Origin of the sequence: Bradyrhizobium sp. 172, from assembly GCF_023101065.1 — a bacterium.
Classification (GTDB): domain Bacteria; phylum Pseudomonadota; class Alphaproteobacteria; order Rhizobiales; family Xanthobacteraceae; genus Bradyrhizobium; species Bradyrhizobium canariense_D.
Window position 1 is genome coordinate 6,430,538 of record NZ_CP064701.1, and the last position, 23,238, is coordinate 6,453,775.

Sequence of the window (23,238 nt, forward strand, 5' to 3'; positions counted from 1 at the left end):
CACGGCGCGCCCCTTCCTACGCCAACCGCCGTTCAGGCGCTCGTCGAACGGCAGTGCCACGTAGTAGGCGACGTCATCCGGAGTCACTCTCGCGATCGCGTTGCGCGCCACGCGCCCACCATCCAGTCGACACTGCGTGCAGTTCGCTGCCTCGGACTGGGAGTGCCACCAGGTCGAGCAAGCCATCCAGCGCACGAGACGCTCGGGCGGCGGTGGAAGTCGCTTTCCTCGCGGCGAGCTCGACGCCTCGGCGGGTCCGAGTGCCCCGCATCATGTTCCCCTTGCGACGTGCCGCTTGCACCAGTCCAGCACCTCCTCGCCTCGTGCTGGGTGGATAACGTGGAAGCCTGCATCGCGCAACGCCTCGACGATACGCGGTCGAGCTGCCCAAAGGGGTCGGATTTTCCCTTTATGCGCTGGCGTCAGCTTACGGACAGCTAAGCTGTCTATCAATCGGGTAAGGTCTAACGACCTGAAGCAATGCAAGACGTATGATCCAGGTGCAGTCGTCATGTACGGTCGAGTTAACAATTGGCCCGATATTCCGGCCGAAGAAAGATATCATCGGGCAGCAAACGCTGAGGAAGCGGGTGCCGAAAGCCAGGGCTTCGCGGATGCGTTCGCTAGAACGCGATTGCAGGAGTCCGCTGGCAGCTCACCTTCGCAACCGAGTTATTCCCTCGTTCGAAAACCTCCTGTGGTCGAGATCGACAGAGCTACCTTCAGGACAGAAGTGAGGACCTTTCATGGCGACGCAATCAACCGCATCGCCAACAATCCACACGAGTACTCGGAATTTGTATCCGCAAGAGCTAAGCGCACAGCAGAGGTCGCTAAGGAATACGGTATCAGAAGAGATTCAGAAGACGCCCGATATTACAGCTACCAATTAGGAAATGTGAGCGTTGGCCTCCAAAGAACGGAGGCCGGATTCAACATGACTGAGTTCGAAAGCGATAAGTGGCGAAAACAGTTCCCTGGACGCAGTGAAGTCACCTCAATTGTTGATTTTCAGGTTGCTCATCCGCTTGTCGCGAACGCCGGCGATATTCTGCTCGAACATCAGCTTCGGCAAGACGGCGAACGACCATTGGTGAACTGGCGTCCTGCTAATGCAGAAGCGAAGGCCCGCGCAGAGACAATGGGCTTCGTTGAAGTGGACGAGGACGACATGGTACTTGACCCCACTCAGTCCGCCCAGTGGACAAAAAACAGCCTCGGTGAATGGCAGCGCGCAACTAAATCTCAGCTTTATCTCTCCAAGGTCGATAGTGATACGGAGGTTGCAGCAGATTCCGAAGAGGATGGTGACTTTATGTAATGCCCAGATCCGCTGGCATTCATGTTTGGGGAGGCGGTGGAGCAAGGAGCGCAGGCAAACGGACAGCTGCGGCAAAGGTCAAGCCTCAGCCGAGCGAAACCGACAATTCGACTGGATCGATGCCGACAACCCGGCAGCATCCTTGCCGAGCAGCGCAGCCAGCGCCTCAGAGAAGTCGCCGGTCGAGATACCCTTCAGGTAAAGGATCGGCAGCAGCGTCTCGATCGACTTCGACCGGCGCATGTAGGGCGGCAGGATCGACGGCGAGAACCGGATGCGGCCAGGATCGGCGGCGTCCGCTTCGCGATCGCGTACACGCGGCTGGCGGACGGCGACCGGACCGATGCCGGTCATCACTTCGCGCTCCGGCAGGTGACCGTGGCGGACGACGCGCTGGTGGCCGTCCCGAGTCTTCAAATCGGCATGCTGGCCTAGAAAGTCTGCAACCTCGGCCTCGACCGCCTGGGCCAGCAGGGGCACGCGCTCCATTGCGCAAGACTTCTGTGAGTTGATCGTCGAAGATTCCTGGCTGAATCAGATGGATGACGTTATCGTTGGACACGGCATATCGCTCCTTCGGTGGAGAAGTGGAGGCGTCAAGCACCCCCACGATATGCCGCCTTTCCGATTCCCGCCGTCACCAACTTTGGGCGATAGCTCATAACCGGCGTGCCCTCGCTCGTGCTGACGGACCATGACCAGCTTCGCTCACGGCGCTTAAAGGAAATCTCAAAGAACGAAAAACGATCGGACATAAACACCGATGGTCTGTCTGTACCGGAACGCCCGCCGCGGCTGCCCCGGAGATGGATTCGCCGTGTGGTGGAAAATAGACACTCTGGCAAGTGGCGAGACATCGCACGGACATCGCGGCGAAAATCGTCAAAAAGAGCCCCTCCAGCGCTGAATTCCACCAACGATGCGGTTCCTCCAGCACTGGAGTGGCGGAGCAAGACCAGCACAACTACCCTGTACGTGGAGGGCACAGCAGCAACGTCTCGGGCACCTACGAGCAACGACGACTGTGGTGAAGTTCATACTCGACTTTGGAATCAGCTAGTAGTCTCTTTGAGCGGTTCAGCGTGCTTCCTCTGCTACCATTCTTTGCGCCTTGCGGAGTCGCCAAGTGTTGGACGCAACGACCACTGCGCTTTTGCGTGCTGTTCTCGAGGAGGTTTGCGACGGTCTGCCTCGCAGCGAAGCCGGCACTCGGGCCCATGTCGCTTCCAAGATCTTGGAGGCTGCCAACAAAGGCGAGATCGCGGCGGAGCGCCTTCGGCAGGTCGCAATGCAAGCTCTTCGCTCCGCGCCAACTATGTGGCGCTAAATGCGGACAATTCTGATAGTGCTCATGTGAATTTCCAGGTCACGGGTTGAAGATCCTTGTGAGCTACCCGAACGGGTTCGCATCCATGCCGGATCTCAAGCGAGACATGGCCATTTTGGCCACGAGCGGTCCGGATTGGGCGGCGCGCACCAAACGAATGGGCGCCCGTGTGCCAGAGCTCGATTTTTTTCGCAGCAACTCGTCGAGCGCTTGAATGGAGGGTGGCGCATCACGGAAAAGGGACGAGCGGTGCTCGAGTGTCATTCGGCCTGCAAAAATTTGCAAACGATGACGTAATTGCGGTCGGCACTCGTGGCAGACAACCTCCGTTATCGTGGAGCCTCGCAATTAAATGATTCGAAGGAGCTCCCATGAAGCAGTACGTCCGGCTGGACGTCTCACAGAGAGAAACCGCTGTGTGCGTTGTCAACGAGACTGGTCAAGTGATCTTCGAAGGGAAAGCAAAGTCTAATCCTGGTGCCTTGACTGACCTGCTTAACAAACATGCGCCTCAAGCCGAGCGTATCGGCTTCGAGACGGGTGCGATGGCGAGTTGGCTATGGCATGAACTCCGCAGGGTTGAGCTTCCCGTGGTCTGCATCGACGTTCGGCATGCGCACGCAGCTTTGTCCGTCCAAATGAACAAGAGCGATCAGAATGATGCGCGAGGGCTTGCCGAACTGGTGCGGCTTGGATGGTATCGAGAGGTAAAAGTCAAAAGTGAGGAAAGCCAGAAGATCCGAGCGATCCTTGTCGCCAGATCTCGGCTAGTGTCCATGCACCGAGACATCGAGAACCAAGTTCGCAGCTTGATCAAGAAATGTGGATTGCTGTTCCCTCGCGCGATCGGCCAACAATTCCGCAACCAGGTCAGCGAACTCTTGGGCGTCGATCATTTGCTTCTCAGCGTGATATCGCCGCTGCTCTCGATCCATGAGAACGTTTGTCAACAACAAGGTAAGTTCGACGACGAGGTCCGCCGGTTGGCAAAGCTGGACGACACGACGCGTCGCCTGATGACGGTCCCCGGGGTCGGTGTCGTGACGGCCCTAACGTTCCGCCACACGATCGATGACCCCTCGCGCTTCCGATCGGCTTCGACGGTCGGCGCCTACCTAGGCCTTACGCCGAGGCGCAGCCAATCCGGCGAAACCGACACCAACGGAAAGATATCTCGATGGGGCGACCGGCTTCTCCGAACTTACTTGTTCGAGGCCGCCACTGTCCTTCTTTATCGAACCAAAAAGTGGTCTTCCCTAAAGGCCTGGGGCATGAAGCTCGCCAAGCGGATCGGCATGAAGAAGGCAAAGGTCGCCATCGCCCGAAAGATCGCCGTGATTCTCCACTGCATCTGGGTCGATGGCACGTCGTTCGACTGGGGCCAGCCGAAGCCAATCTGATATTTGCTCGCAAGTTCCTGGTCCGGTCCGCCGGACTGGCGATGTCCCGCTGGGACGGTGGTCGTGGTGACCTCGGTCAATCGGCTGGTGGCGGTTCGCCCGCACTCCGCTGCAAACGTTGAGGCGCCCGATCCGGACATCATCATGAGGCGCTAGCGACCTCGGAAAGGACCATGACCCCAGCTACGACATCAACCCAACCCGACGAAGCCGCCAACGACGTCGATTGCCAAGCCCGCTAGGCAATCGTCTCGCCATCCGCGATCGCTCCGTCTCCACAACCTGATCAGCTCCGACGGAGCAATCGCTACCGGCGTGTCACTGGAGAGAGGAAGAATGGTAGCTTGACAACAAACCGCAATTAAAGGGCCGATTGACACCCGAGGGCAAGGCGCCATTACAGGTTTTGATCGCCGAGGAGACGATCGAAGAAGCCAAGATACGGGCAATCCGGGAGAAGACCAGCGTGTCCGGGGTCGTCGAGGAGCTGCTGCAGGGTAGCTAAACGGCACCTACCAGCTGAAGTAATAGTGATACACGGCGACCGAAAATTCGCGTCCTAGCGGGTTCCAGAAGACACTTTAGTCATACCGTTGCAGTCGAGCCGACTCGATTGACAAGCTGCGGCGCCAACGCCAAGCCGACACCCGTCTGAACTCGGCGACCCGCACATCCGCCCGCCACTCTTGTGGGTGTCCGAACAGAACCAGCATCAGGACCTTAGACAACCGAGCGTCGCGTGACAGAAGGACGCGCCGCAACGCGCGTTTGTCGGTCCCGCTAAGACGGCCAGACAATGCATCAGGATGTGTGTGCCAATCACCGACATACACGTTCGTACGCCCCGATCGTTCGTATTCTAAGCCGATCTGAGCCGCTTCCCAAACGTGATCGTGTTCGTACGAATAGCGTTTATGGACGGCGGCAGGACCTGCCCCCATCACGGCGGTGATCACGACGTTAGCATCGTCGGCCCAATATCCGGTAAGCACCCCGCCGGTCTCGTTCGGGTAGAAGCGGTCGGCGTCACCGCGCAATTCTTCCAGTGACGGCGACGAAATCCAGGCGGTTAGGCCTTGCATGTACAGTTCGCATGTCGGCTCAAGGTCTCGCTGCGCCACGAGGGCAGTTTTACCCCAGCCTGCTCATTAAAACTCAGCGTGTGAACGGTAGTTGAGCCGTTCCCTCCACCGGCAGCAAGAAAAGCTGAAGCGACTCGCATTCCATGCAACGAGATTTCCTGCAGATCGTAAGACACACCTGTGAACGTTCGCTCTGAGCAACCTGGAGGCTGGACGAGACCGCTTTCGTCACCAAGGCCAGGCGGTTTGGAGATCAAGCCGTCGTCCCAAGCGCGCAGAAGACAAGCGGGGCAACCTCCTTCCGGACCATACAGCACCACGACACCTCCACTAACCGGAGGCGATGCATGCATTGCCATGACGGGAAGGCCGAGCCGCGCCGTAAAGTCGTGAATGAATGACATATTCCAGTACGCCGCCGTGGCGTCGATAACCAGGTCAACTCCGTCGGCCGCATCGGTCAAGGCGCGCTCATCCCTGAACGGATATTTCTGCGACTGCGTCCCCAATTGGTGCTTGATAAAGCGCACGTCACAGTTGGGGAATTCGTTCTTAATGAAGGCATCCAGAGCCTCAACCTTCGACCGTCCCCAGGCGCTCGCCCCCAACGGCCAGCGCATGGAGTTGCCAGGCTCAACGATGTCGGAATCGAGTAGCCTGAGCTCTTTGACGCCGTTGCGAGCCAGATCAATTGCGAGCGGCGCTCCGATGGCACCGGTACCGATGACGCAAACCTTCTTGGCAGATAGATCAGACGCTTGCGGCGCCCTCGAAGCCAAATCGGAAACACCCGCCCGTAAGGTGCGAACGATGCCCCCTGACAGGGGTTTGCGGCCTTGGAAACTCTTTTTGCCGCCCACAGACAGTGCGAAGAGCCAGCCGTCCCCGTTCCGCTTCCACTCGAGCTCGGAAGGATAAAGGAAAGCATTCAAACGGAAGCGCCGTGTGGACAGAGTCGATGAAGAAAAAACTGGAGACGAAGAAGCGATTTCGAGGCCTATGAGATTCCGCAGGGCATCCTCGGTCCCGGGATTCGGAGTTGTATCGAGACGTTCCCACGGAATGGTTAGGTCCCTCGCGTTACCATTCGCGAGAAACGCGGGGAGTCGTCTGTTCCAGTCTGCCAGTAAAGCGCCATCCTGTGCGAAAACCGCGGTCACCGACGCGCGCAATCGAGGCGTCTCCGTTTCGCCATTCTCGATGGTGTATTTGACACTAAGCCGACCTGAATCGATACGCTTGGCCCAGAGATCCCAAGTTGTCTCGATCAGGCAGTATGGAAGGTCATCTACTGGCGATCCGTTCCACCAAACTTCCGCTGGCTCGCCCTGCCGATCTTCATTGGCGCTTGCCTTCAGCGCATCGGTGAGCATCTCTCGAAGTAGGGCCGGTACCGTCAGACTAGAGGTCCATTGCCGACTATCCCTGCCGATAAGGCACAAGGTGCCGTCGGGGGCAACGTGTCTGCGATCGCGAAATGGCACCGGATCCCGCAGCAGGACCTGAGGCCGAAGAAAGGGATAACTGTCCGGATATACCGCCCTGAGTGGAAGAACTCCGCCCTCATGAGGCCACTCGAAATCAAGTACAAGTCGGTGGTCTTGCAGAGCACCGTCCTCGGGGCGAGGATCTACGTTTTCGGACTGAAACGCGTCGAGCTCCATCTGGAGCCGACCGGGAAAGCGTAGATCCCACTGCGGTATTCCGCCCCTTGGCTGCAGGACAGTATCGCCCACTCGCCTTACCCCACGACACGTGGCGGCGGCTTGGGAGGCTCGGGAGGACCGGGTGGCTTGCCGGGGTGCGGTGGCGGACCGTTGCCAGGCGTATCGCTGGGCGGGCCCGGCGGCACGTCAGGATGCTCCGGATGAGATGGGTGGGGCGGCTTAGACACTTAAAACTCCTTCTGCTCGCTTGGGCCACGGGGCCGACGTACGCACGCTGCAAGGGCACAGATCCACACGTTCGTCGTCGGTACCCATCGATCCAGAGCCAAAAGTGTGGTCCCGTTACCTCACTTGCAAGAAAACACCGCAAAACTGCGGGATTTTCACGTTTTGCGGCATTTTCGCCGCAAATCACGGACTTTCTTTTGTGTGAACTAGATCAGGTCCCGTTTTGCTGAGCCGATAGTAATAACGATTATTCGTGCCACAACACGGCCGAGTAGCCTTGTGTGGTGCTCAAAAAATGCATTTTCGAGGCGCAACAGCCGGAAATCTGTGCAGAATCAGATGGATGACGTTATCGTTGGACACGGCATATCGCTCCTTCGGTGGAGAAGTGGAGGCGTCAAGCACCCCCACGATATGCCGCCTTTCCGATTCCCGCCGTCACCAACTTTGGGCGATAGCTCACGCAGCCGCCTCAAGTCCTTCAAACCGCCGATAACCGATGATGCGTCGGACCACGGCTCCGTTCTTCTGTTCGACAAACGCCTGGTCGTTCTTGCGGTAGGGTCGGCAACGCGTGAACTCGATGTTCATCTGCTCACATGCCGTGCAGCGAGAGCGGCAGCTGTCGGCGAACTTTTGTCGTCACGGTGCTCAGGAGCGTTTGCTCGCGCACCAGCAACGGCGCACACTCCGTCCAACAGGTCGCAATATCCGTGAGCACCAGCGTCTGTATAAAACCGGCGCGCGCCGAGGGCCCACTGTGAGCGACCAGATCGGCTTCGACTAAGCCCGGCGCCGGATACTTCCAGCCGGCGGACGTCCGTACCGGGATTCCGTCGCTCTGCGCTCGCCACCGGGCGGCGCCGCTGGCGTCCACCTTCCTCTCGGATCTTGCCCAGCGCCCTATCGATCGTGGACGCGCTCCCCGCCAGTAGCTTCGCACAGGATTTCAGGAGCCAGGCCCATGTGACCGTTGCGTTCCATCGACTCGATCAGGAGCGGCAGCAGCGCTTTCAGCCTCTTGCCGCAGATCCGGTCGGATGCCTCACAAAGCACTACCAGCGCATTTCGCTCAGCTTCCTCGTAATCCGGCGACGGGTGCGCCGAACCGAGGATTGCCTCATCTCGCCTCGGAGCAGGCGCATCGCATGCTTTCGATGCAAGCCCGTCACAAGCACAAACTGGTCCAGAATTCGCGCTTCTCCGCGCGGCTCGCCTCTCTGTAGCGCTGCCCCACAGCGCCCGTCAGCTCTCTCCGAATCGCCATGCTCAGTTGCCTCATTATCGCGCCCGCAGTCCCATCCCACTGGGGAGCAAATTACGTGAGGCAGGCACAGCACAGCATTCAGGAACATTTCAACCGACTTCTTGCCATCCTCGTATGGCTTGCGGAATCCGGGGCAAAGCGGCCACCGATTCCGACGGAAGGCGGCCACCGATTCCGATCGAAAGCGGCCACCCGATCCGAACGAATGCGGCCACCCTGTTGATAGGGTGAGACGGGGGGCGTTGTCGGCAATCTGAACGGGGCAAGGTCCCTCCTTTTGCGGTTGACGCAATGGGAGGTCCGATGCCCGCCGAGAGATTGCCGATGCGGAAGATTCGAGAAGTTCTACGCCTGAAGTATGCTTGTGGGGTGAGCGATCGGGTGATCTCCCGATCGGTCGGGATCGGTCGCACGGCGATCGCGGAGTATGTCCGCCGGGCCGCGGTGATCGGCATCACCTGGCCGATCCCGGAGGAGCTCGACGACACAGCCCTGGAGCGCAAGCTGTTTGCGCCAGCCGGCTACAACCCGCCACGATCGAAGCCGCTTCCGGATTGGGGGCATGTCCATGCCGAGTTGCGCCGCCGCAGCGTAACGCTGGCACTGCTGTGGGAGGAATACCGCGGCCATCATCCCGACGGCTACGGCTACAGCCGGTTCTGCGACCTCTACGTCGAATGGCGCCACGGCATCACGGCGACCATGCGGCAGACCCACGCGGCCGGCGAAAAGCTGTTCGTGGACTTCGCCGGCGATACCATGCCGGTGTTCGACGGGCTCACCGGGGAGGTGCGCGCCGCCAAGATCTTCGTCGCGGTCATGGGAGCGTCGAATTACACCTTTGCCCAAGCCCGGTTCAGCGAGGCGCTGCCCGACTGGATCGGCGCCCATGTGGATGCGCTCACCTTCCTGGGCGGGGTGCCGAAGGCGCTCGTCTGCGACAATCTGAAGGCCGGGGTGACGGTGGTGAGCCGCTACGAGCCAGGCGTCAACCGGACCTACCAAGATCTTGCCGCCCATTACGGCACCACCATTATGCCGGCGCGGCCCCGCAAGCCGCGCGACAAGGCCAAGGTGGAGGCGGCGGTTCTTATCGTCCAGCGATGGATTTTGGCGCGGCTGCGCAACCGGCGCTTCTTCTCGCTCGCCGAGTTGAATGTTGCGATCCGCATCCTGGTCGACCAACTCAACGCCCGCCTGATGCGCAAGCTCGGTGCCAGCCGCCGCGAGTTCTTCGACACCATCGATCGTCCGGCCCTGATGCCGCTGCCGGCCGAGGCCTATCAGTACGCCGAATGGCGTCGTGCCCGTGTGGCGCCGGATTACCATGTCGAAGTTCAGGGACACTTCTACTCGGTGCCATCCCGCATGATCCGCCAGGTTGTCGAGGTTCGGGCCACCGAAGCCACCATCGAGGTGTTCCATCGCGGCACCCGCATCGCCAGCCATGCACGCTCGGGGGTGAAGCGCCGCCACACCACGATCCCCGAGCACATGCCGAGCGCGCATCGCCGATACGCCTTCTGGACGCCGGCGCGTCTGCTGGCCGCCGCTGAGAAAGTCGGTCCGTCCACAATCGCGCTGTGCGAGGCGATCATGCGGACAAAGCCGCATCCCGAGCAGGGCTTCCGATCCTGTCTCGGCATCCTGCGGTTGGAAAAGACCTATGGGACGCAACGTCTCGAAGCCGCTTGCCGCCGCGGGATCAGCATCGGCTCAGCGAGCTATCGGTCGATTGCCTCGATCCTCAAGACCGGCCTGGACAAGTCCTTCCTTCCCGACACCACCCCCGACGCCGATCCCATCCAGCACGGTAACATCCGTGGCCGCGGCTACTACCACTGACCAGCAACAAGGAGGCATTATGCTCAGCAATCATACCCACGAACGTCTCGCCGCTCTCGGGCTCGCCGGAATGGCCAAGGCCTTCGATGATCAGCAACGCCAACCGGACGTCACCGCGCTGACCTTCGAGCAGCGCCTCGGCCTGATGATCGATCGCGAAGCAACTGAGCGAGAGAACAAAAGGCTCATCGTACGCCTGAAGTTTGCCTCGCTACGGCAGGCCGCAATCGTCGAAGATGTCGATCTGCGCGCTCCGCGCGGCATCGACCGCGCCTTCTTTGCCAAGCTCGTCGATGGCGATTGGATCGGCCGCAAGCAAAATTTGCTCATCACCGGGCCGACCGGCGTCGGCAAGAGCTGGATCGCCTGCGCGCTCGGTCACAAGGCATGCCGCGATAATCGATCGGTCTTGTACCATCGCCTGCCAAGGCTGTTCGAAGCTCTTGCGCTCGCCCGCGGCGACGGACGCTATGCGCGGCTCCTCAAGACGTTATCGAGGGTCGATTTGCTCATCCTCGACGACTGGGGCCTCGCTCCGATTACCGGCGAGCAGCGTCGCGATCTCCTCGAAGTCGTCGACGATCGTCACCAGCGCGGATCGACCATCATCACCAGCCAGGTACCGATCGAAAATTGGCATGAGATCATCGCCGACCCGACCATCGCCGACGCCGTCCTCGACCGCCTCGTCCACAACGCTCACCGCCTCATCCTCAAAGGAGACAGCATGCGGAAAATAACTGCCCAACGCGCCAATCTTGACGCCGCGAAGAAAACCTGACCCAACTCCTCATGCCGGCAACGACACCCCGGCCGCCTTCGTCGGAACAGGTGGCCGCCTTCGATCGGAATGCATGGTCGCGTTCAATCGGAATCTCTGGCCGCAATCCCCGGAATCCGCAATGGCTTCCGACCGGGACGATCGCCCATGATGCCCTACACGCTTGAGGCCGATCCGTGTGCCACATCCAGGCGCACCGCTCTCGAGCGCTTCCTAAGCGACGGTCGCATCAAGCTCGACTCCAACGCCGTCGAGCGCGCAATCCGGCCACCAACCATCACGAGAAAAAGCGCGCTCTTCGCGGGCAGCCATGGTGGCCGGACCTCGGCCACCATCGCCACGCTGCTGCAGACCAACGAAGATGAACAACCAGACCCGCACTCCTGGCTCACGCAAACTCTCGAACGGATCGCGCGGCGCTGGCCGATCTCTCAGATCGATACTCTCATGCCCTGAACTTCCAAGCCTGAACGGCCAAAGTTTCGCGCTTACGCCACTGCCAACACGTCTTATCGGCGGCGGCGCGCCTCGCGCAATTAAGGTGCTCGAAAGCGGGGTAGATCACCAAGCTGCGAGGATTTGCCGCATCGTGAAACGGGTATGAAAACCCAAGCAGGCTCGACGCGACAGCGATGGGGGCTTGAAGTCTACGTAGCGTCAGGTTGTACAGTCTGAATCATACATACGGCCTTCTCTGAAGCTTCATGATCACTCGGAGAGGCTCGGTTGGTTGTAGCGAATGTGAGGACGTTGACCTGAAGAGGAAGCAGAGCTTGCAGTGCAAGTATTGAAACCCGGTCGCCTTCCAACAGCAGTGGGGCGGCCCAATGTCGGTCGCCGATGTGCCGCATGCGATGTCCCGGAAGGAGGGGCGGCAACACCGTGGCTTTTTGAGTCGTGCGAGTATTTGGGTTTCGTTTCTCCTGGATCGTTTTGAGTTTGGCGAGCGGTCACCTGTTGCCCAGGAGCCGGGGCGCTTTTCTGCAAGCAGCCAAGACCGGGCAGGTGTGAGTAATGCACGAGCTCGGAGCGACGCGCGATAACAGTCCCTTTTTGTTCAATTTGGCGATCTTGACGTCCGGCTTTTTGAAGCCGGAGTCTCTGTGGTCAATGCGCCGGAGTGTGGCTCCCGGGCAACTATGAAGAATCTTCTCATCTTAGGAGAGTCGTGTGGAACCGATCTATAACGATCCGAACTCTTGGATGCGCTGGTACGCCGAGCAGCAGGCGTTGCAGCGTGCGGGGCAAGAGGCCGACGTCGACCCTGCGGATCAAGCTGGCTTCGAGCAGCAATTGGGCGAGCTGCAACTCCGCTCTCCTGAGGAGAGTTCCGGGGCTAGTTCCCCCGACAGTTCAGCCGCACGGTCGCATGAAAACATCCAGCGTACGGACGTTGGTGGTTCGATGCGAATGCGGCCAAGGTCCAACCTGCGGGACAATTCGTTCAGCAGCACGCGTCACAGTGTCGATGTTCCGCACGCTCATCTTGGCTCGGCTGCAAATAATTATCGGTCTGACTTGCAGGACAGGCCATTCAGCAGCATGCGTTACGCAGCGCCCTCGGAGGAACAACCTACGGCGCGGACGAAGGACAATAAGCCGCGTGGACTGTTCTCTCGGGTCAAATCAGGGTTAAGCAAAGTCTTTGGAGGAAATCACCGTGAGAAGTGGTCCGGCGGCCCAGCCTCTGATGACGTCTACTCGGAGCTTCGCATCGACTTTGCAAAGCGCAGTCGCCCGTCCGAAGCAGACCTAGCGCTGATTGAAGAGTTCAAGACGGCATTGGGCAGCGCGAACCGTAAAACGAAGACGATCGAGAATTATGTGATGGCTCTTCGAATGTTCAGCGAATTCCTCCAACCCAAAGGCGTCACTCTGAACGACCTGCTTGGCAATGCTGATCTGCTGACAGCCTATAAAGATGAATTTAAGAAGGTGGCGAGCGCCAATAGCAGGAACTATGTGGGTGGAGCCTTGGATACACTCCAGAATTTCCAGGCTGGAAATCCCATATCTGCTCCAGCTGGGGTGGGTACGCGAGAGCAACCGATGCACCCCCAAGACGAGCGGATGATCCGCCAGTTCGTGGAAAACGTCAAAGACTACAGAGTAGATCCCGATGGTACCAGAGGCCGCGGGACTGGAAAGGTCCCGCTTGCAACGATCAAGGGCAATGTGCAAGCGCTCAACGCGTTTGCTCGTTGGCTCCGAGCGCAGAGCAAGGGGCCCCTGGCTCCTCGGGCATTCAATGAGCCAAGGTCGCTCGCCGACGACATCAACGAGTACTTCGTAGCTGGCGGCGATGATCGTGACCGCCTCAGCGCGGCATTGTCTCATCTCCGCAGGATCGGGGCTGACGGGCTCCAAGCTGTCGGTGCCGGGCCCCGCCTGATGGGGCGCGAAACGTTGTCGGCTCATCCGAAGGACGTCTCCACGATCAGTGACTTTTTAACGGACGCTCTATCCAAGCTTGGATCCGACGCGACTCGCAAGGAGAAAATCTGCGCTTCGGCGAGGGCTTCCAGGCTACGCTCTTTTAGTGATTGGCTTCAAAGAGAGGGCAGGCCGAGCATCATGGACCGTATCGAGGGCAATGCTAAGCAGCAGTCGTCATTGAGCGCAGATTATGCGGCGTACAGCAAAGCCACAAAGCAGACACCCCCACTCGATCTCCTTCGACAATACCTGGGGCTCGAGCCCCAACAAGGACTTCGTGCTTATGACGATGACGCCAGCCTGATCGAGAGCCTGGCCAAGGAAGAGCTGAGAAACCTCGACCCAGCTTCCGAACAGAGAAGAAAAACAATTCGTAATACTGCTTCGGCCCAACGCAATTTCAGTAATTGGCTCCGCACAGAGGGTAGGGAAAGCATCGCGAGCCGAATCAACGGCAATAGTGAGCAGCGGCGCTCGCTGGAGGCAGACCACCGGGCTTTCACGGAAGCCAAAGGGAAACTTGGCCTGAGTCTCAGGAAGCTCAGGCAGTATCTGCAACTCGTTGAGGCAAACAGAGGGCTGGGTGTGACCTTCCCTGAGCAGAGGGCTAGCTCGAACTCAACCTCAACCTGGGTGCGAGATTTGCCGACGCCGCCGTCCGAAAGTGAGTGGCCGCCGCTGCTAGATCCGTTTGGGCAGGCTGGCTTGCAGGAACCGGCCAGGTCGAGCTCGACCTGGTCCCCGCACGTGCCGTCCGACTTTGATCCAAGTGAGTGGCCGGCAGCGCAAGGCCCGGTTGGACCGGGTTGGCAGGACCTGGCCGGCTCGAGCTTAACCTGGTCTCCACGAGTGCCGTCCGACTTCGAGTGGCCAACTCCAGAGGGCGCGCCAGCTCGGTCCTCAGACATCTACCACGGTTTGGCTTCTTTCACTGATCTGCCGTCCACACCGCAGGAAATACGTGACGACGCCCAGTCAAGGCCGGTGCTCAGCCCTGCCGGCAGACCGCCGTTCTTCATCGGTTCATCAGGCAAGCCGCAAGAGCTCGAGGATATCGGATATCTCGTCGGCGAGGATTGGCAGCATGGCACACAGCCGGTGCCAGACTTCCTGCTCGATGTACTGGACAATAAAATGCTGCTGCCGAGTTCGCAAATGGCTCCCCAGCCGGTCTCTATCAACGGTGAGACCTACTCCATTGCGTTGGGGCCGCGAGGACGCCGCGACGCCCAGCTGATCCATCACCCTGGCCCATCCTCGGTTCCTGATGCCCGGATCGGCGCTTCGAGGGCGAGTGCCTCTGCCAGCGATCGCAGCGGACGGGTGCTCGGAGCCGGGGAATGGCTGGGTGACCAGCATATCCAGCGGGACTACGAGCTCCTGTCGCAGGAGTTGCGGCAAAGCAATCCAAACCTCGCCGCCCGGACCCGGTTCGTCGATCCTCTCATCGCCTTTCAGGTGGGCCATGGTACGCACGGCGACGCCCTGGACGCATTCCATCGCATTGTCAACGATCGGAATGGCAACGATACGGCCGACTTCCTGTTCTTGCCGGTGAGTGATGCGAGCGCTACGAACCTTCGTGCCCGCGGCTCCCATTGGTCGTTGCTGCTGGTAGATCGCCGCGATCGCGACAGGCCGGTCGCCTATCATTACGACTCCGCGAAGGCATACTACGACTCCGCCAAGGCATACAATGCCACACCTGCAGCAAAGCTCGCAGCGCGGGTGGGAGCCGATTTGCGAGATGCCCCCATGCGCCAGCAGGGGAACGGCTATGATTGCGGAGTGTTTGTGGTCGACGGTACCCGGGCGCTGGTCAGACGGCTCGCGGGAAGACGGCACGCAGATCTGAGCCTCCTCTACCTCGTCGTCGATCGGCAGGCATTGCAAAACCGACTAAGGGGGTGAAGTGGCTTCAACTGAATAGCGCGTGCAGCTGGTTGAACTGTATCCGTCCGAGATAAGCCGGGGACAGTGGATCACCGATTCCACCGCCTGAGGGGTTCGGTTCCCCTGTGCATCCTGATGAGCTCCATCAGGTTAGCCGAGTCGGTGAACGCCGTGACGCCGTCGTTACCTATGCTGTAAACCGAGATGACGCCGCCCACCGGGTCCACTCCGTTGGCCACATCCCAGAGCCAGTCCTCGTCCTCGCCGAGGTCCTTTGCCACGCGACCGATGGTGAAGACGAAATTGACTCTGTTGACGTGCGCTGAGCGGAGGACGTCGACGTGAGCGACGTCTAATTCCACGGCAGCAACTGGTGTAGGCAGCTCTGTGGCATGTCCGCGATGCGCGCGAAGGCGTCGGCGAGCCACGCTTTCGCATCGATGTTGTTGAGACGCGCCGTCATGATGAGCGTCATCCGGCGGGAAGTTCCGAACCGGACGTTTAATTGGACAGCCCGCGGCCGGGCTTCTGCGAGGTCGACATGGTCGCCCCCTCGCGGCACGTCGGTGGCGGGATCGTTCATCCAGACCATGACGATGGCCGATTCGCGACGGGCTGGACGGAGTGCCTGCCGTTGGTGAGGCGGGATGGCTCGCTGGTTGTCGAGGCTATGAAACACGCACAGAGCCGGTTCCGCTGGCTTCTACGCGGTGTGGACTTCGACAACGACAGCAGGTTCATGAACGAGGTCTTCGCGCCGCGGTGCGCCAACCGAAGCTCGGGGTGACGCGCTCGCGTGCCTACAACAAGAACGGTCAGGCCTTCGTCGAGCAGAAGAATGGTGCGTTGTGCGTCGCTTGATGGGCTACGGCCGCTTCGTTGGCCTCGACACGGCGCACGTGATGGGCCGCCTCTATTCGGCGGCAACTCTAGGTCAACTTCTTTCATCCGTCGTTCAAGCTCAAGGAGAAGCGCCGAGAAGGGGCCACGCCTGCACCCTTTGGTTTTAAGAGTTGGTACGCGGCTTGCTCCGTTCGGAGCAACATTATGGCGCGAGAGACACACGTCCGCCTTGTAAGGAGCGGTTCATCTGCAGGGTTTGCGATAAGCGCGGCACCATCCTAAGGGAACGAAGTGACCCAACCATGCCCATGAGAAAGCGTGCCGACCAAAAACTGCAATATCTTCACGTCGTGTACGCGTCAATCCAGCTTTCTCTTCTGGTGCCGACTTCGAGACTCCTCCATGCAAGATCCGTACGAAGGCCGATCTCGTGGTCCTTCTCACTCTCGTCGACCCTATCGAGCACCGCCCGCACCGGCGAGGTTGTCTCGGCTTCGAACGTCGGGATAGTCCCGAGAAGGAATGATCAAATCGACCGGGCTTGCAGAATTCGATTGATTAAGGCCACCGCACAACCCTGTCCAGGGGCTGCGAGATACCAGATACCGGTATTTCGAAGTCCGTGAGGTATCAACGCCTGCTCGGCGAACGTCCGCTTTGGGCAATCGGGTTGAACGCTCCGAGCTTGCGAACAGCCGAAAGCGCGGATTCACATAGGCATAGAAGCCTGGGATGAAACGATTGGGCGAACAGCAAGCGCATCAAGCGACCTATCATAGGCATGAAGGCAGATCTCTGTAAGAACGCGGACCACCAATCGCCGGGCCTGAAGCACTTCCGGAGAAGCGCACCGCTTTGTGACCAGCAAAAAGTAAGCGATCATCGGCGCCAGGCAGATATCAGCTAGCCAACTCATTGCCGTCTCGATCAGAGACAAGACACGATCGGAGCTTCTCTTGCGCGCGGGTGCCGCTCTTTCACGTTTCAAACGCATTCACCGTGTGTTCGCCGTCGCGATCGGCGCCAAGAGCACGACGAGGCACATGAGCCCGGCTAGGACCCCAAATGCGGCCGGCAGTCCCACGTACTTGGCCAGCAAGCCGATACCAGCTGGCCCAATGAGAATTCCGGCATAACCCACCGTCATGATCGCGGCAATCGCCGGACCAACGGGCATCGCCTCCTGCGTGCCGGCGCGCCGGAACAGAATCGGGGCGACATTCGATAGGCCAAGACCAATGAGCAGCAAGCCGATCATGGCGATGACGGCCGCCGGTGCCGCCAGCAGAGCTCCGAAACCTGCCAAGGCCAGTAGACTTCCGAACATAATTGTCGCGCGGTCCCCCGCCCGTTCGACGACGGCGTCGCCAGCAAGGCGTCCCACCGTCATGGCTATGGAGAACAGTACATACGCTAAGCCGCCCTGCGTCTTTGGAGCAAGACCAGCGCCGACGACCAACAAGGCAGCCCAATCGAGCATCGCGCCTTCGATAAGGAAGGCGATCGCCGCAATCACGGCTAGAAGGAGCACGATGGAACGCGGCAGAACGAAGGACGGTCCCTGGTCCGCCTGCGCCGTTGGTACCAATCGCGGCCACGCCAGCATGATCGCGATCACTATCAATCCCGAGCAGACCACAGCCGAAACAAATGCGTCAATCTGCAGTGAGAGAAAAGCGGTCATGGCTGCAGACCCCACAAGTCCCCCGATGCTGAATTGAGCGTGGAAGCTGGACATCAGCGGGCACTCCGCCGTGCGCTCCACCTCCATCGCATGAATGTTCGCGGCCACGCTAATCGAGCCTATCGAGGCGCCTAAGGCGAATAGCGCGACGCCGAGCGCCAACTTGCTAGCTGTCGTGAGGCACGGCAGGACGATCGCGAGACTAAGCCCACCCACAAGAATGATCAGCCTGACGCCGTAGCGGGCGCTCAAAACACTGGTCAGAAGCATCGCGATGATGGATCCAGCACCCAGGCAGAGCAGTAGTAGGCCAAGTACGCCGTCATCGGCCGCCAGCCGGTCTTTCGCAAATGGTACGAGCGGGGCCCAGGCCCCGAAGCCAACCCCGGGAACGAAGAATGCAAGACGCGTTGCTAAGCGAGAGGATGGTTGACCAGCAGACGCCATGAAAGGGACCTTATTGATAGACGACCCGCGGGCGCTGTACCAGCGACGGGCTCCCGAGCGACAGAGAGTGCGCAGGTTCGGCGGTCGAGAGGACATCGTTTGTTGGCGCAATCCGCCATGCCGACGGTTCAGCGCGTGATATCGGATCGCGTCGATCGTCACTCTAGTTCGATCCGCGACGACATCTTTGATTGCAAATACGATGCCACCGCGAAAACGCACGTGACGCCTCGATCCGGCCTCGATACGATCGGACCACTGTGCCGGCTAGGCATGGAGCGTCGGGGCTCTCAACAAGCTTGTTACTTGCTGAATTGGTGAGCGCGGTGGCGCACGGAAGGAGCACGAAGCACCCGAGTGCGCCTCGAGACCTCGTATTACGATTTGGTGACGCCCTTCAGCGCGCCAACGCGGCCTCGCCTTCCGTAGTCATATCCGCGACAAGTCAACATGGCTCAGTCGCAAAGCTGACAACGAGACGAAACTCCATCAGCCGATCGCAATCGGTCTCAATGCGAGGCGATGGGTTTGCAACCCTGTTACTCTGGGCTTGCGTAGTCTGCCATAGCTTGTGGCAACCGCCATCGCGGTGTAGACGCCGACATAAACACTTTGATCATGGAAGGCACGCAGATGCTTATGTGCCTGCTAGACTCACGGTCTTTGTCAACGCCCCCCTCACGGCTCGCCATTGACGACTTCTTCATCCAATTGGCTGTGCACATGGACCGGCATTGATTCTTGTCCGTGTGCGGAGGGATGCGCTCGTTGCCCAACAGTTCATCCAGAAAGCTGCCCCGCCCGAGATTGCGACCCGCTCGTGCGTAAACAGCGGACGAATCCGTTGCTTGGTCTGCCGCAACAAAGAAGCCCACAGCGTCGCGCATCTTCGACCGACGCTCCACCAATCATCAAATCCCGAATGATGGTGGCCCAGAGATTCAGAACCACCCGAAAATTGCAACTGTAGTGCTAGATCCGGTGCGCCAAATGCATCGAACCCCGTCCGGATCGCGTGTCGGTGTTCCGTTACGCGCATATTCTCTCCTTCAAGAAGGATCAGTGCAAGATCGGCGAATACGCGCTGCCCCAGACAGTCGTGCGTCATCTTCAGTCGGAATTGATTGCGGAAGCCCCCTGTCGACGCGGGCTACGTGCGCATTAGTTTCGACGACTTCGATCTACCCCGGCTAGAAATCTTGCCGCGGCGAAGCGCGAGGGGCGGCCGCGTCGGAACTTCCAGGGTTACACCGACGACCGCTGAAACAGATAAGAAGAACACAGTTTGTCGATTTGGTTCTGAATTGCGCTACAGAGTTGGCAACGCGAGCAGTACGTTGTCGATCAGCCGGGTCGAACCGACGTAGGCTGCGGCACAGAGCGCCGCCGGAAGCCGCAGCGGACTCGCGGCGCGCTTGAGCGTATCACCATCGACAAGTTCAAGGTATTGCAGCCGATCAACGGTCTCAAGATGCCGCTCCGCGATCGCAATCAGCTTATCCACCTCGCGCACTCCTGAGCGGAACTCATCCGCCGCGGCGAACAGCCCACGACTGATGGCAACGGCTCGCCGACGTTCTTCCTCGCTCAGATTGCGATTGCGACTGCTCATCGCGAGCCCGTCCGGTTCCCGAACGGTTGGCACGGTGACGATCTCGATCGGAAGATTGAGATCAGTTGCCATGCGACGCACGACCGCGCATTGCTGAAAATCCTTTTGCCCGAAAAACACGACGTCCGGACGCACCATGTTGAACAGCTTGCATACCACGGTTGCGACGCCGCGAAAATGCCCAGGCCTAAAAGCCCCGCATAGTGGCTTCGCCAATTCGCCCGGTTCGACGAAGGTCTCGAATTGAGCCGGATAGACTTCCCGTGCACCCGGCGCGAAGACAATCGCAACACCGGCATCGCGGCACAATTTTTCATCGCGCAGGAAATCGCGAGGATAGCTGCTGAGATCCTCGTTTGGTCCGAACTGAGTCGGATTGACGAAGATGCTAACGACGGTGACGTCGCATTGCGCTCGGCTCGCCTTGACCAGGGCCAGATGGCCCTCGTGCAAATAGCCCATTGTCGGCACGAGCCCGACGCGTTTGCCCGCGCTGCAAGCCTTCGCCAGTTCACGACGAAGCTCAGCGACCGTCGTAATCGTCTGCATCGTAGCACCTTACATCAGGTTGTCTTAGGAGGAGCCCAGTTTGCGATGATGTCACCCAGGCTTTCAGGAAGCCGATAGGACTCTTGCGGCGCCGGGAACGCTCCACTGCGGACATCGGTAGCCCAGCGCGACAGCGCCTCCTGCAACAGCTGAAAACCATCTGCATAGGCGCGAACGAATTTGGCCCGACGACCTTCGGTCAGCCCCAGCACGTCATGGAATACGAGCACTTGGCCCGAGCACCCGGGACCCGCGCCTATTCCAATAGTTGGTATCGACAGCGATTCGGTCGCTCGCTGGGCGAGCTCGGCCGGAATGCCTTCAAGCACCAACGCGAAGCATCCGGCCTCCTGCAGACGGTGAGCGTCATCAAGCAGCCGCAAAGCGTCATCGGCTTTCCGGCCCTGCACCTTGAATCCGCCCATGATATTGACGCTCTGCGGGGTGAGGCCGAGATGGCCCATGACGGGAATTTCGCAATCGACCAGGGCGCGCACCATTTCCACGCGCTTGGCCCCGCCCTCGAGTTTCACTGCATCTGCACCTCGCTGCAGGAATCCTCCGGCGTTGCGTATCGTCTCCTCCGGACTGAGGTGAAAGCTAAGAAACGGCATATCGGCCACGAGCAGGGCACGGGGCCTTGTGCGCGCAACAGCCTCGAGATGATGATTCATCATCGCCACGCTGACAGGCAACGTGTTGTCGAATCCGAGGCAGACGTTGCCAACACTGTCGCCGACAAGAATGATGTCGACGATGGGGTCAGCGATGCCTGCAGTAACCGCATCGTAGGCGGTGGTCATGGCGACACGCCGCCGCTCCTGCTTCCATCGCTGCAGGATTGGAATCGTGATCCGCTCAACTGATACTTCCGAAGCGTGGCTCATTTTCGATCCGTTCCGTCAGATGGCCTCAGGTCGATTTCGCAGCTCTAAGCGATACAATTTAATCTCACCTGTCTCGCCTACGATTTTGAAGCCACCGCCCTCCCGAAGTCCCCGCGTCACCGAATATGCTAGGCGAACGGTAATCCGATTCTTGCGACCGAAGCAGTTGAGTATTGCGCGCATCCCGGGGGACCACCCTTTTTCTATGGCGGACGAGTGAAAACTCGTCAACCATGAAAGGGAAACATACGCCTCCAAAGTAGCAGGCGCGTGCATAAAAACTCCAATGGTCGCGCGACCATCAAGCAAGAACTCCCAGATTCAAATTGTCATTTGGAAGCGCCTTGCGTCACGCTGGGCCTCAGGGCGCGCCGATGCGATCATTCTGGCAATTTGCCTGCGGCGTTGTCTTAACCGCATCTCTTGCATGTCGCACTGGCTGGCTCTGCCCAGGGAGGCAATACTCTACCGGAGCGAGTTCTTTTCCGAGCCTCATCAAGTTCAACTGCAGCCCGAGGATTTGTTGCCGCTCACACTGCGCTGCATCAACGCTCCGGCATACTTACTTCCCCATACAGAGCTGATAGAAATTGCGTACCATGCCCTGCTGCAATCCCTTCCCCGGGATACTTGGCACTTTCCAGCTCCCGAAACAGGCCTCGTGCTCACCCTCTGTTGTAGCGGCATATCGCGATCGATTCGTTCGATGAACCCCTGCCTGTCGGCCGAAAATTGCGTTGCGCGTATTCCGCGGTGAAATCCTTCAAACGAGCTCGGAGTGAGCGCCGCGCCTTCGTCAAATGCAAGCATGGGAGTGCTTTCCAGGCGCAGCAGATCGTGAAAGCTATGCAGACGCGCGTCTGCCGCCGCTAATTCGATGGCGTGTGGATAACCCGACCGTACAGACTTGTCAGGCGAGCCGCTTAGAGGCGTCGCTGACCTGAGGCGCCGGTGCGCTTGCCGTCGGCTTGCTGCTCAATTCGCAGCAGCCGTGGCAACCCAAGCGTCAGGCCATCGAAGAGTCGACAGTTTGACACGGCCAGCCAAGTCATGCGATGCAAAAAGGGCTAAGCGGGGTTAAGGCGCAGTAGTGCGGTCGCAATCTAAGCGGCGGCCGCCATTGCGAGGTCAGCAGCTTCTGCTGCACACGTTCAAAGGCCATTACTATTCGTCGAAGACACGATTTCGTAACAACACCCCGCATTCCCTTGGTGCGTCCTTTCGTGGCGTCTTGTACTGGTTGTCAGCGCGATCGTTCTACCCGCCGCGCCAATGCCTATGTCGGGTCGATACCGCAATAGGCGTCCGTCCCCGAACGAGAACTGGCAATTGCCAGGATCCCCCAGATACGTCCTTGCAGACAAGAGCGTCCTGCCAAGCGGGTCGCAGGACGTACACCCGAAGGCGAGACAAAGCCAAGTGGCATGGGAAGTGCTAGCAGCGACAAACAGCAGATTGCGCATGTCTTGCCTCCGCTAGGCTTTGCTTAAGGATAGACCATCGAATTCACTTGTATTGATGTCAAGCAAATGGCAGCCGCGCTTCCCTGGGCAATCGCATCCACCGATGTACCAGCGCGTTGGGCTCGCATGCGCATGCAAGCAACACGGTCCAAGTGAAGGCCGTCTAGGAGTGCTCGATCAGAACCGCGGCACCTCGGGCGGCCATTTTTTCCCAAAACTTGGCGAAGGCGGAGCAGCATTTCAGCGACTTTCCGGAAGGCAGCGCAGCCTTCCGGCGCGATGCAGCTGCGCGTTGGAAGCGCCTCCAGGCAAGCGTGTGCACCAGGTACTACCCTTCTTCGTTACTTCGCGACGAGCAGCGCCGAAACGATAAGCTCCTCCCAGGCGGCATGTATGGCTAAGACTCACGTTCCGCGATTGAAAGTCGTTTCACGATCATCTCTCTGCGGTGATCAGCCGAAGAGCGGAATCAACCTTGAAGTCACGCGTCGATGTCATCGCTTCAG

At 59.5% G+C, this 23,238-nt stretch carries 13 protein-coding genes and 5 pseudogenes; 9 read left to right on the plus strand and 9 right to left on the minus strand.

All coding sequences use genetic code 11. From position 1 onward, the window contains the following. The first annotated feature begins 697 nt into the window (after positions 1-697). On the plus strand, positions 698-1,321 hold the full coding sequence (locus IVB07_RS30800) for a hypothetical protein (protein WP_018458384.1): 624 nt from the start codon (positions 698-700) through the stop codon (positions 1,319-1,321). Positions 1,322-1,438: 117 nt separating this feature from the next. Here the strand turns inward: IVB07_RS30800 and IVB07_RS30805 are convergent. Next, positions 1,439-1,883, minus strand: a pseudogene (locus IVB07_RS30805) (transposase); the annotation flags it as partial. Positions 1,884-2,447: 564 nt separating this feature from the next. On the opposite strand from IVB07_RS30805, the gene IVB07_RS30810 reads away from it, so the two are divergent. The 4 genes and pseudogenes from IVB07_RS30810 to IVB07_RS40485 all read left to right on the plus strand — a co-directional run bounded on the left by IVB07_RS30810 (position 2,448) and on the right by IVB07_RS40485 (position 4,553). Next, entirely contained in the window at positions 2,448-2,648 is a 201-nt protein-coding gene (locus IVB07_RS30810; protein ID WP_018454561.1) for a hypothetical protein, read from the plus strand. Positions 2,649-2,674: 26 nt separating this feature from the next. Continuing rightward, positions 2,675-2,906: pseudogene (locus IVB07_RS30815) on the plus strand (hypothetical protein); the annotation flags it as partial. A gap of 113 nt (positions 2,907-3,019) precedes the next feature. Beyond that, positions 3,020-4,048, plus strand: coding sequence for an IS110 family transposase (locus IVB07_RS30820; protein ID WP_247374905.1), 1,029 nt, complete (start codon positions 3,020-3,022; stop codon positions 4,046-4,048). A 373-nt stretch (positions 4,049-4,421) separates the two neighbouring features. Continuing rightward, complete coding sequence (locus IVB07_RS40485) at positions 4,422-4,553, plus strand: hypothetical protein (protein ID WP_256464721.1); 132 nt, start codon at positions 4,422-4,424, stop codon at positions 4,551-4,553. Between the two features lie 76 nt (positions 4,554-4,629). Here IVB07_RS40485 and IVB07_RS30825 read toward each other — a convergent pair whose 3' ends face one another. The 3 genes and pseudogenes from IVB07_RS30825 to IVB07_RS30835 form a co-directional block, all read right to left on the minus strand. After that, a complete protein-coding gene (locus IVB07_RS30825; RefSeq protein ID WP_247335460.1) occupies positions 4,630-5,130 on the minus strand; it encodes a Mov34/MPN/PAD-1 family protein in 501 nt (166 codons plus the stop codon). Continuing rightward, a complete protein-coding gene (locus IVB07_RS30830) occupies positions 5,118-6,794 on the minus strand; it encodes a ThiF family adenylyltransferase (protein WP_256464722.1) in 1,677 nt (558 codons plus the stop codon). Before IVB07_RS30830 ends, IVB07_RS30825 begins: the two co-directional genes overlap by 13 nt. Positions 6,795-7,487: 693 nt before the next feature. Beyond that, a pseudogene (locus IVB07_RS30835) lies at positions 7,488-8,307 on the minus strand (ISNCY family transposase); the annotation flags it as partial. Positions 8,308-8,595: 288 nt separating this feature from the next. On the opposite strand from IVB07_RS30835, the gene istA reads away from it, so the two are divergent. From istA to IVB07_RS30855, 4 genes and pseudogenes are all read left to right on the plus strand, one after another. After that, a complete protein-coding gene (gene istA / locus IVB07_RS30840) occupies positions 8,596-10,137 on the plus strand; it encodes an IS21 family transposase (RefSeq protein WP_247294116.1) in 1,542 nt (513 codons plus the stop codon). Positions 10,138-10,156: 19 nt separating this feature from the next. Continuing rightward, positions 10,157-10,918 carry an IS21-like element helper ATPase IstB gene (gene istB / locus IVB07_RS30845; RefSeq protein ID WP_027515747.1) on the plus strand — a complete coding sequence of 254 codons (762 nt, stop codon included), beginning with the start codon at positions 10,157-10,159 and terminating at the stop codon, positions 10,916-10,918. A gap of 180 nt (positions 10,919-11,098) precedes the next feature. After that, positions 11,099-11,374, plus strand: a pseudogene (locus IVB07_RS30850) (transposase); the annotation flags it as partial. A gap of 747 nt (positions 11,375-12,121) precedes the next feature. Further along, on the plus strand, positions 12,122-15,265 hold the full coding sequence (locus tag IVB07_RS30855; RefSeq protein WP_247767814.1) for a Ulp1 family isopeptidase: 3,144 nt from the start codon (positions 12,122-12,124) through the stop codon (positions 15,263-15,265). Positions 15,266-15,336: 71 nt separating this feature from the next. On the opposite strand, the gene IVB07_RS30860 is transcribed toward IVB07_RS30855, so the two are convergent. From IVB07_RS30860 to panB, 5 genes and pseudogenes are all read right to left on the minus strand, one after another. Further along, entirely contained in the window at positions 15,337-15,609 is a 273-nt protein-coding gene (locus IVB07_RS30860) for a hypothetical protein (protein WP_018458918.1), read from the minus strand. Further along, a pseudogene (locus IVB07_RS30865) lies at positions 15,600-15,722 on the minus strand (transposase domain-containing protein); the annotation flags it as partial. The gene IVB07_RS30860 and the pseudogene IVB07_RS30865, both read right to left, overlap by 10 nt. A 1,362-nt stretch (positions 15,723-17,084) precedes the next feature. Next, on the minus strand, positions 17,085-18,221 hold the full coding sequence (locus tag IVB07_RS30870) for an MFS transporter (RefSeq protein ID WP_247287495.1): 1,137 nt from the start codon (positions 18,219-18,221) through the stop codon (positions 17,085-17,087). A 1,309-nt stretch (positions 18,222-19,530) separates the two neighbouring features. Then, positions 19,531-20,382 (minus strand): pantoate--beta-alanine ligase, encoded by an 852-nt coding sequence (gene panC / locus IVB07_RS30875; RefSeq protein WP_247363772.1) that lies wholly within the window; start codon positions 20,380-20,382, stop codon positions 19,531-19,533. 14 nt (positions 20,383-20,396) lie between these two features. Beyond that, positions 20,397-21,269, minus strand: a complete 873-nt coding sequence (panB, locus tag IVB07_RS30880; protein WP_018458909.1) for a 3-methyl-2-oxobutanoate hydroxymethyltransferase — start codon at positions 21,267-21,269, stop codon at positions 20,397-20,399. Positions 21,270-23,238: the final 1,969 nt, after the last annotated feature.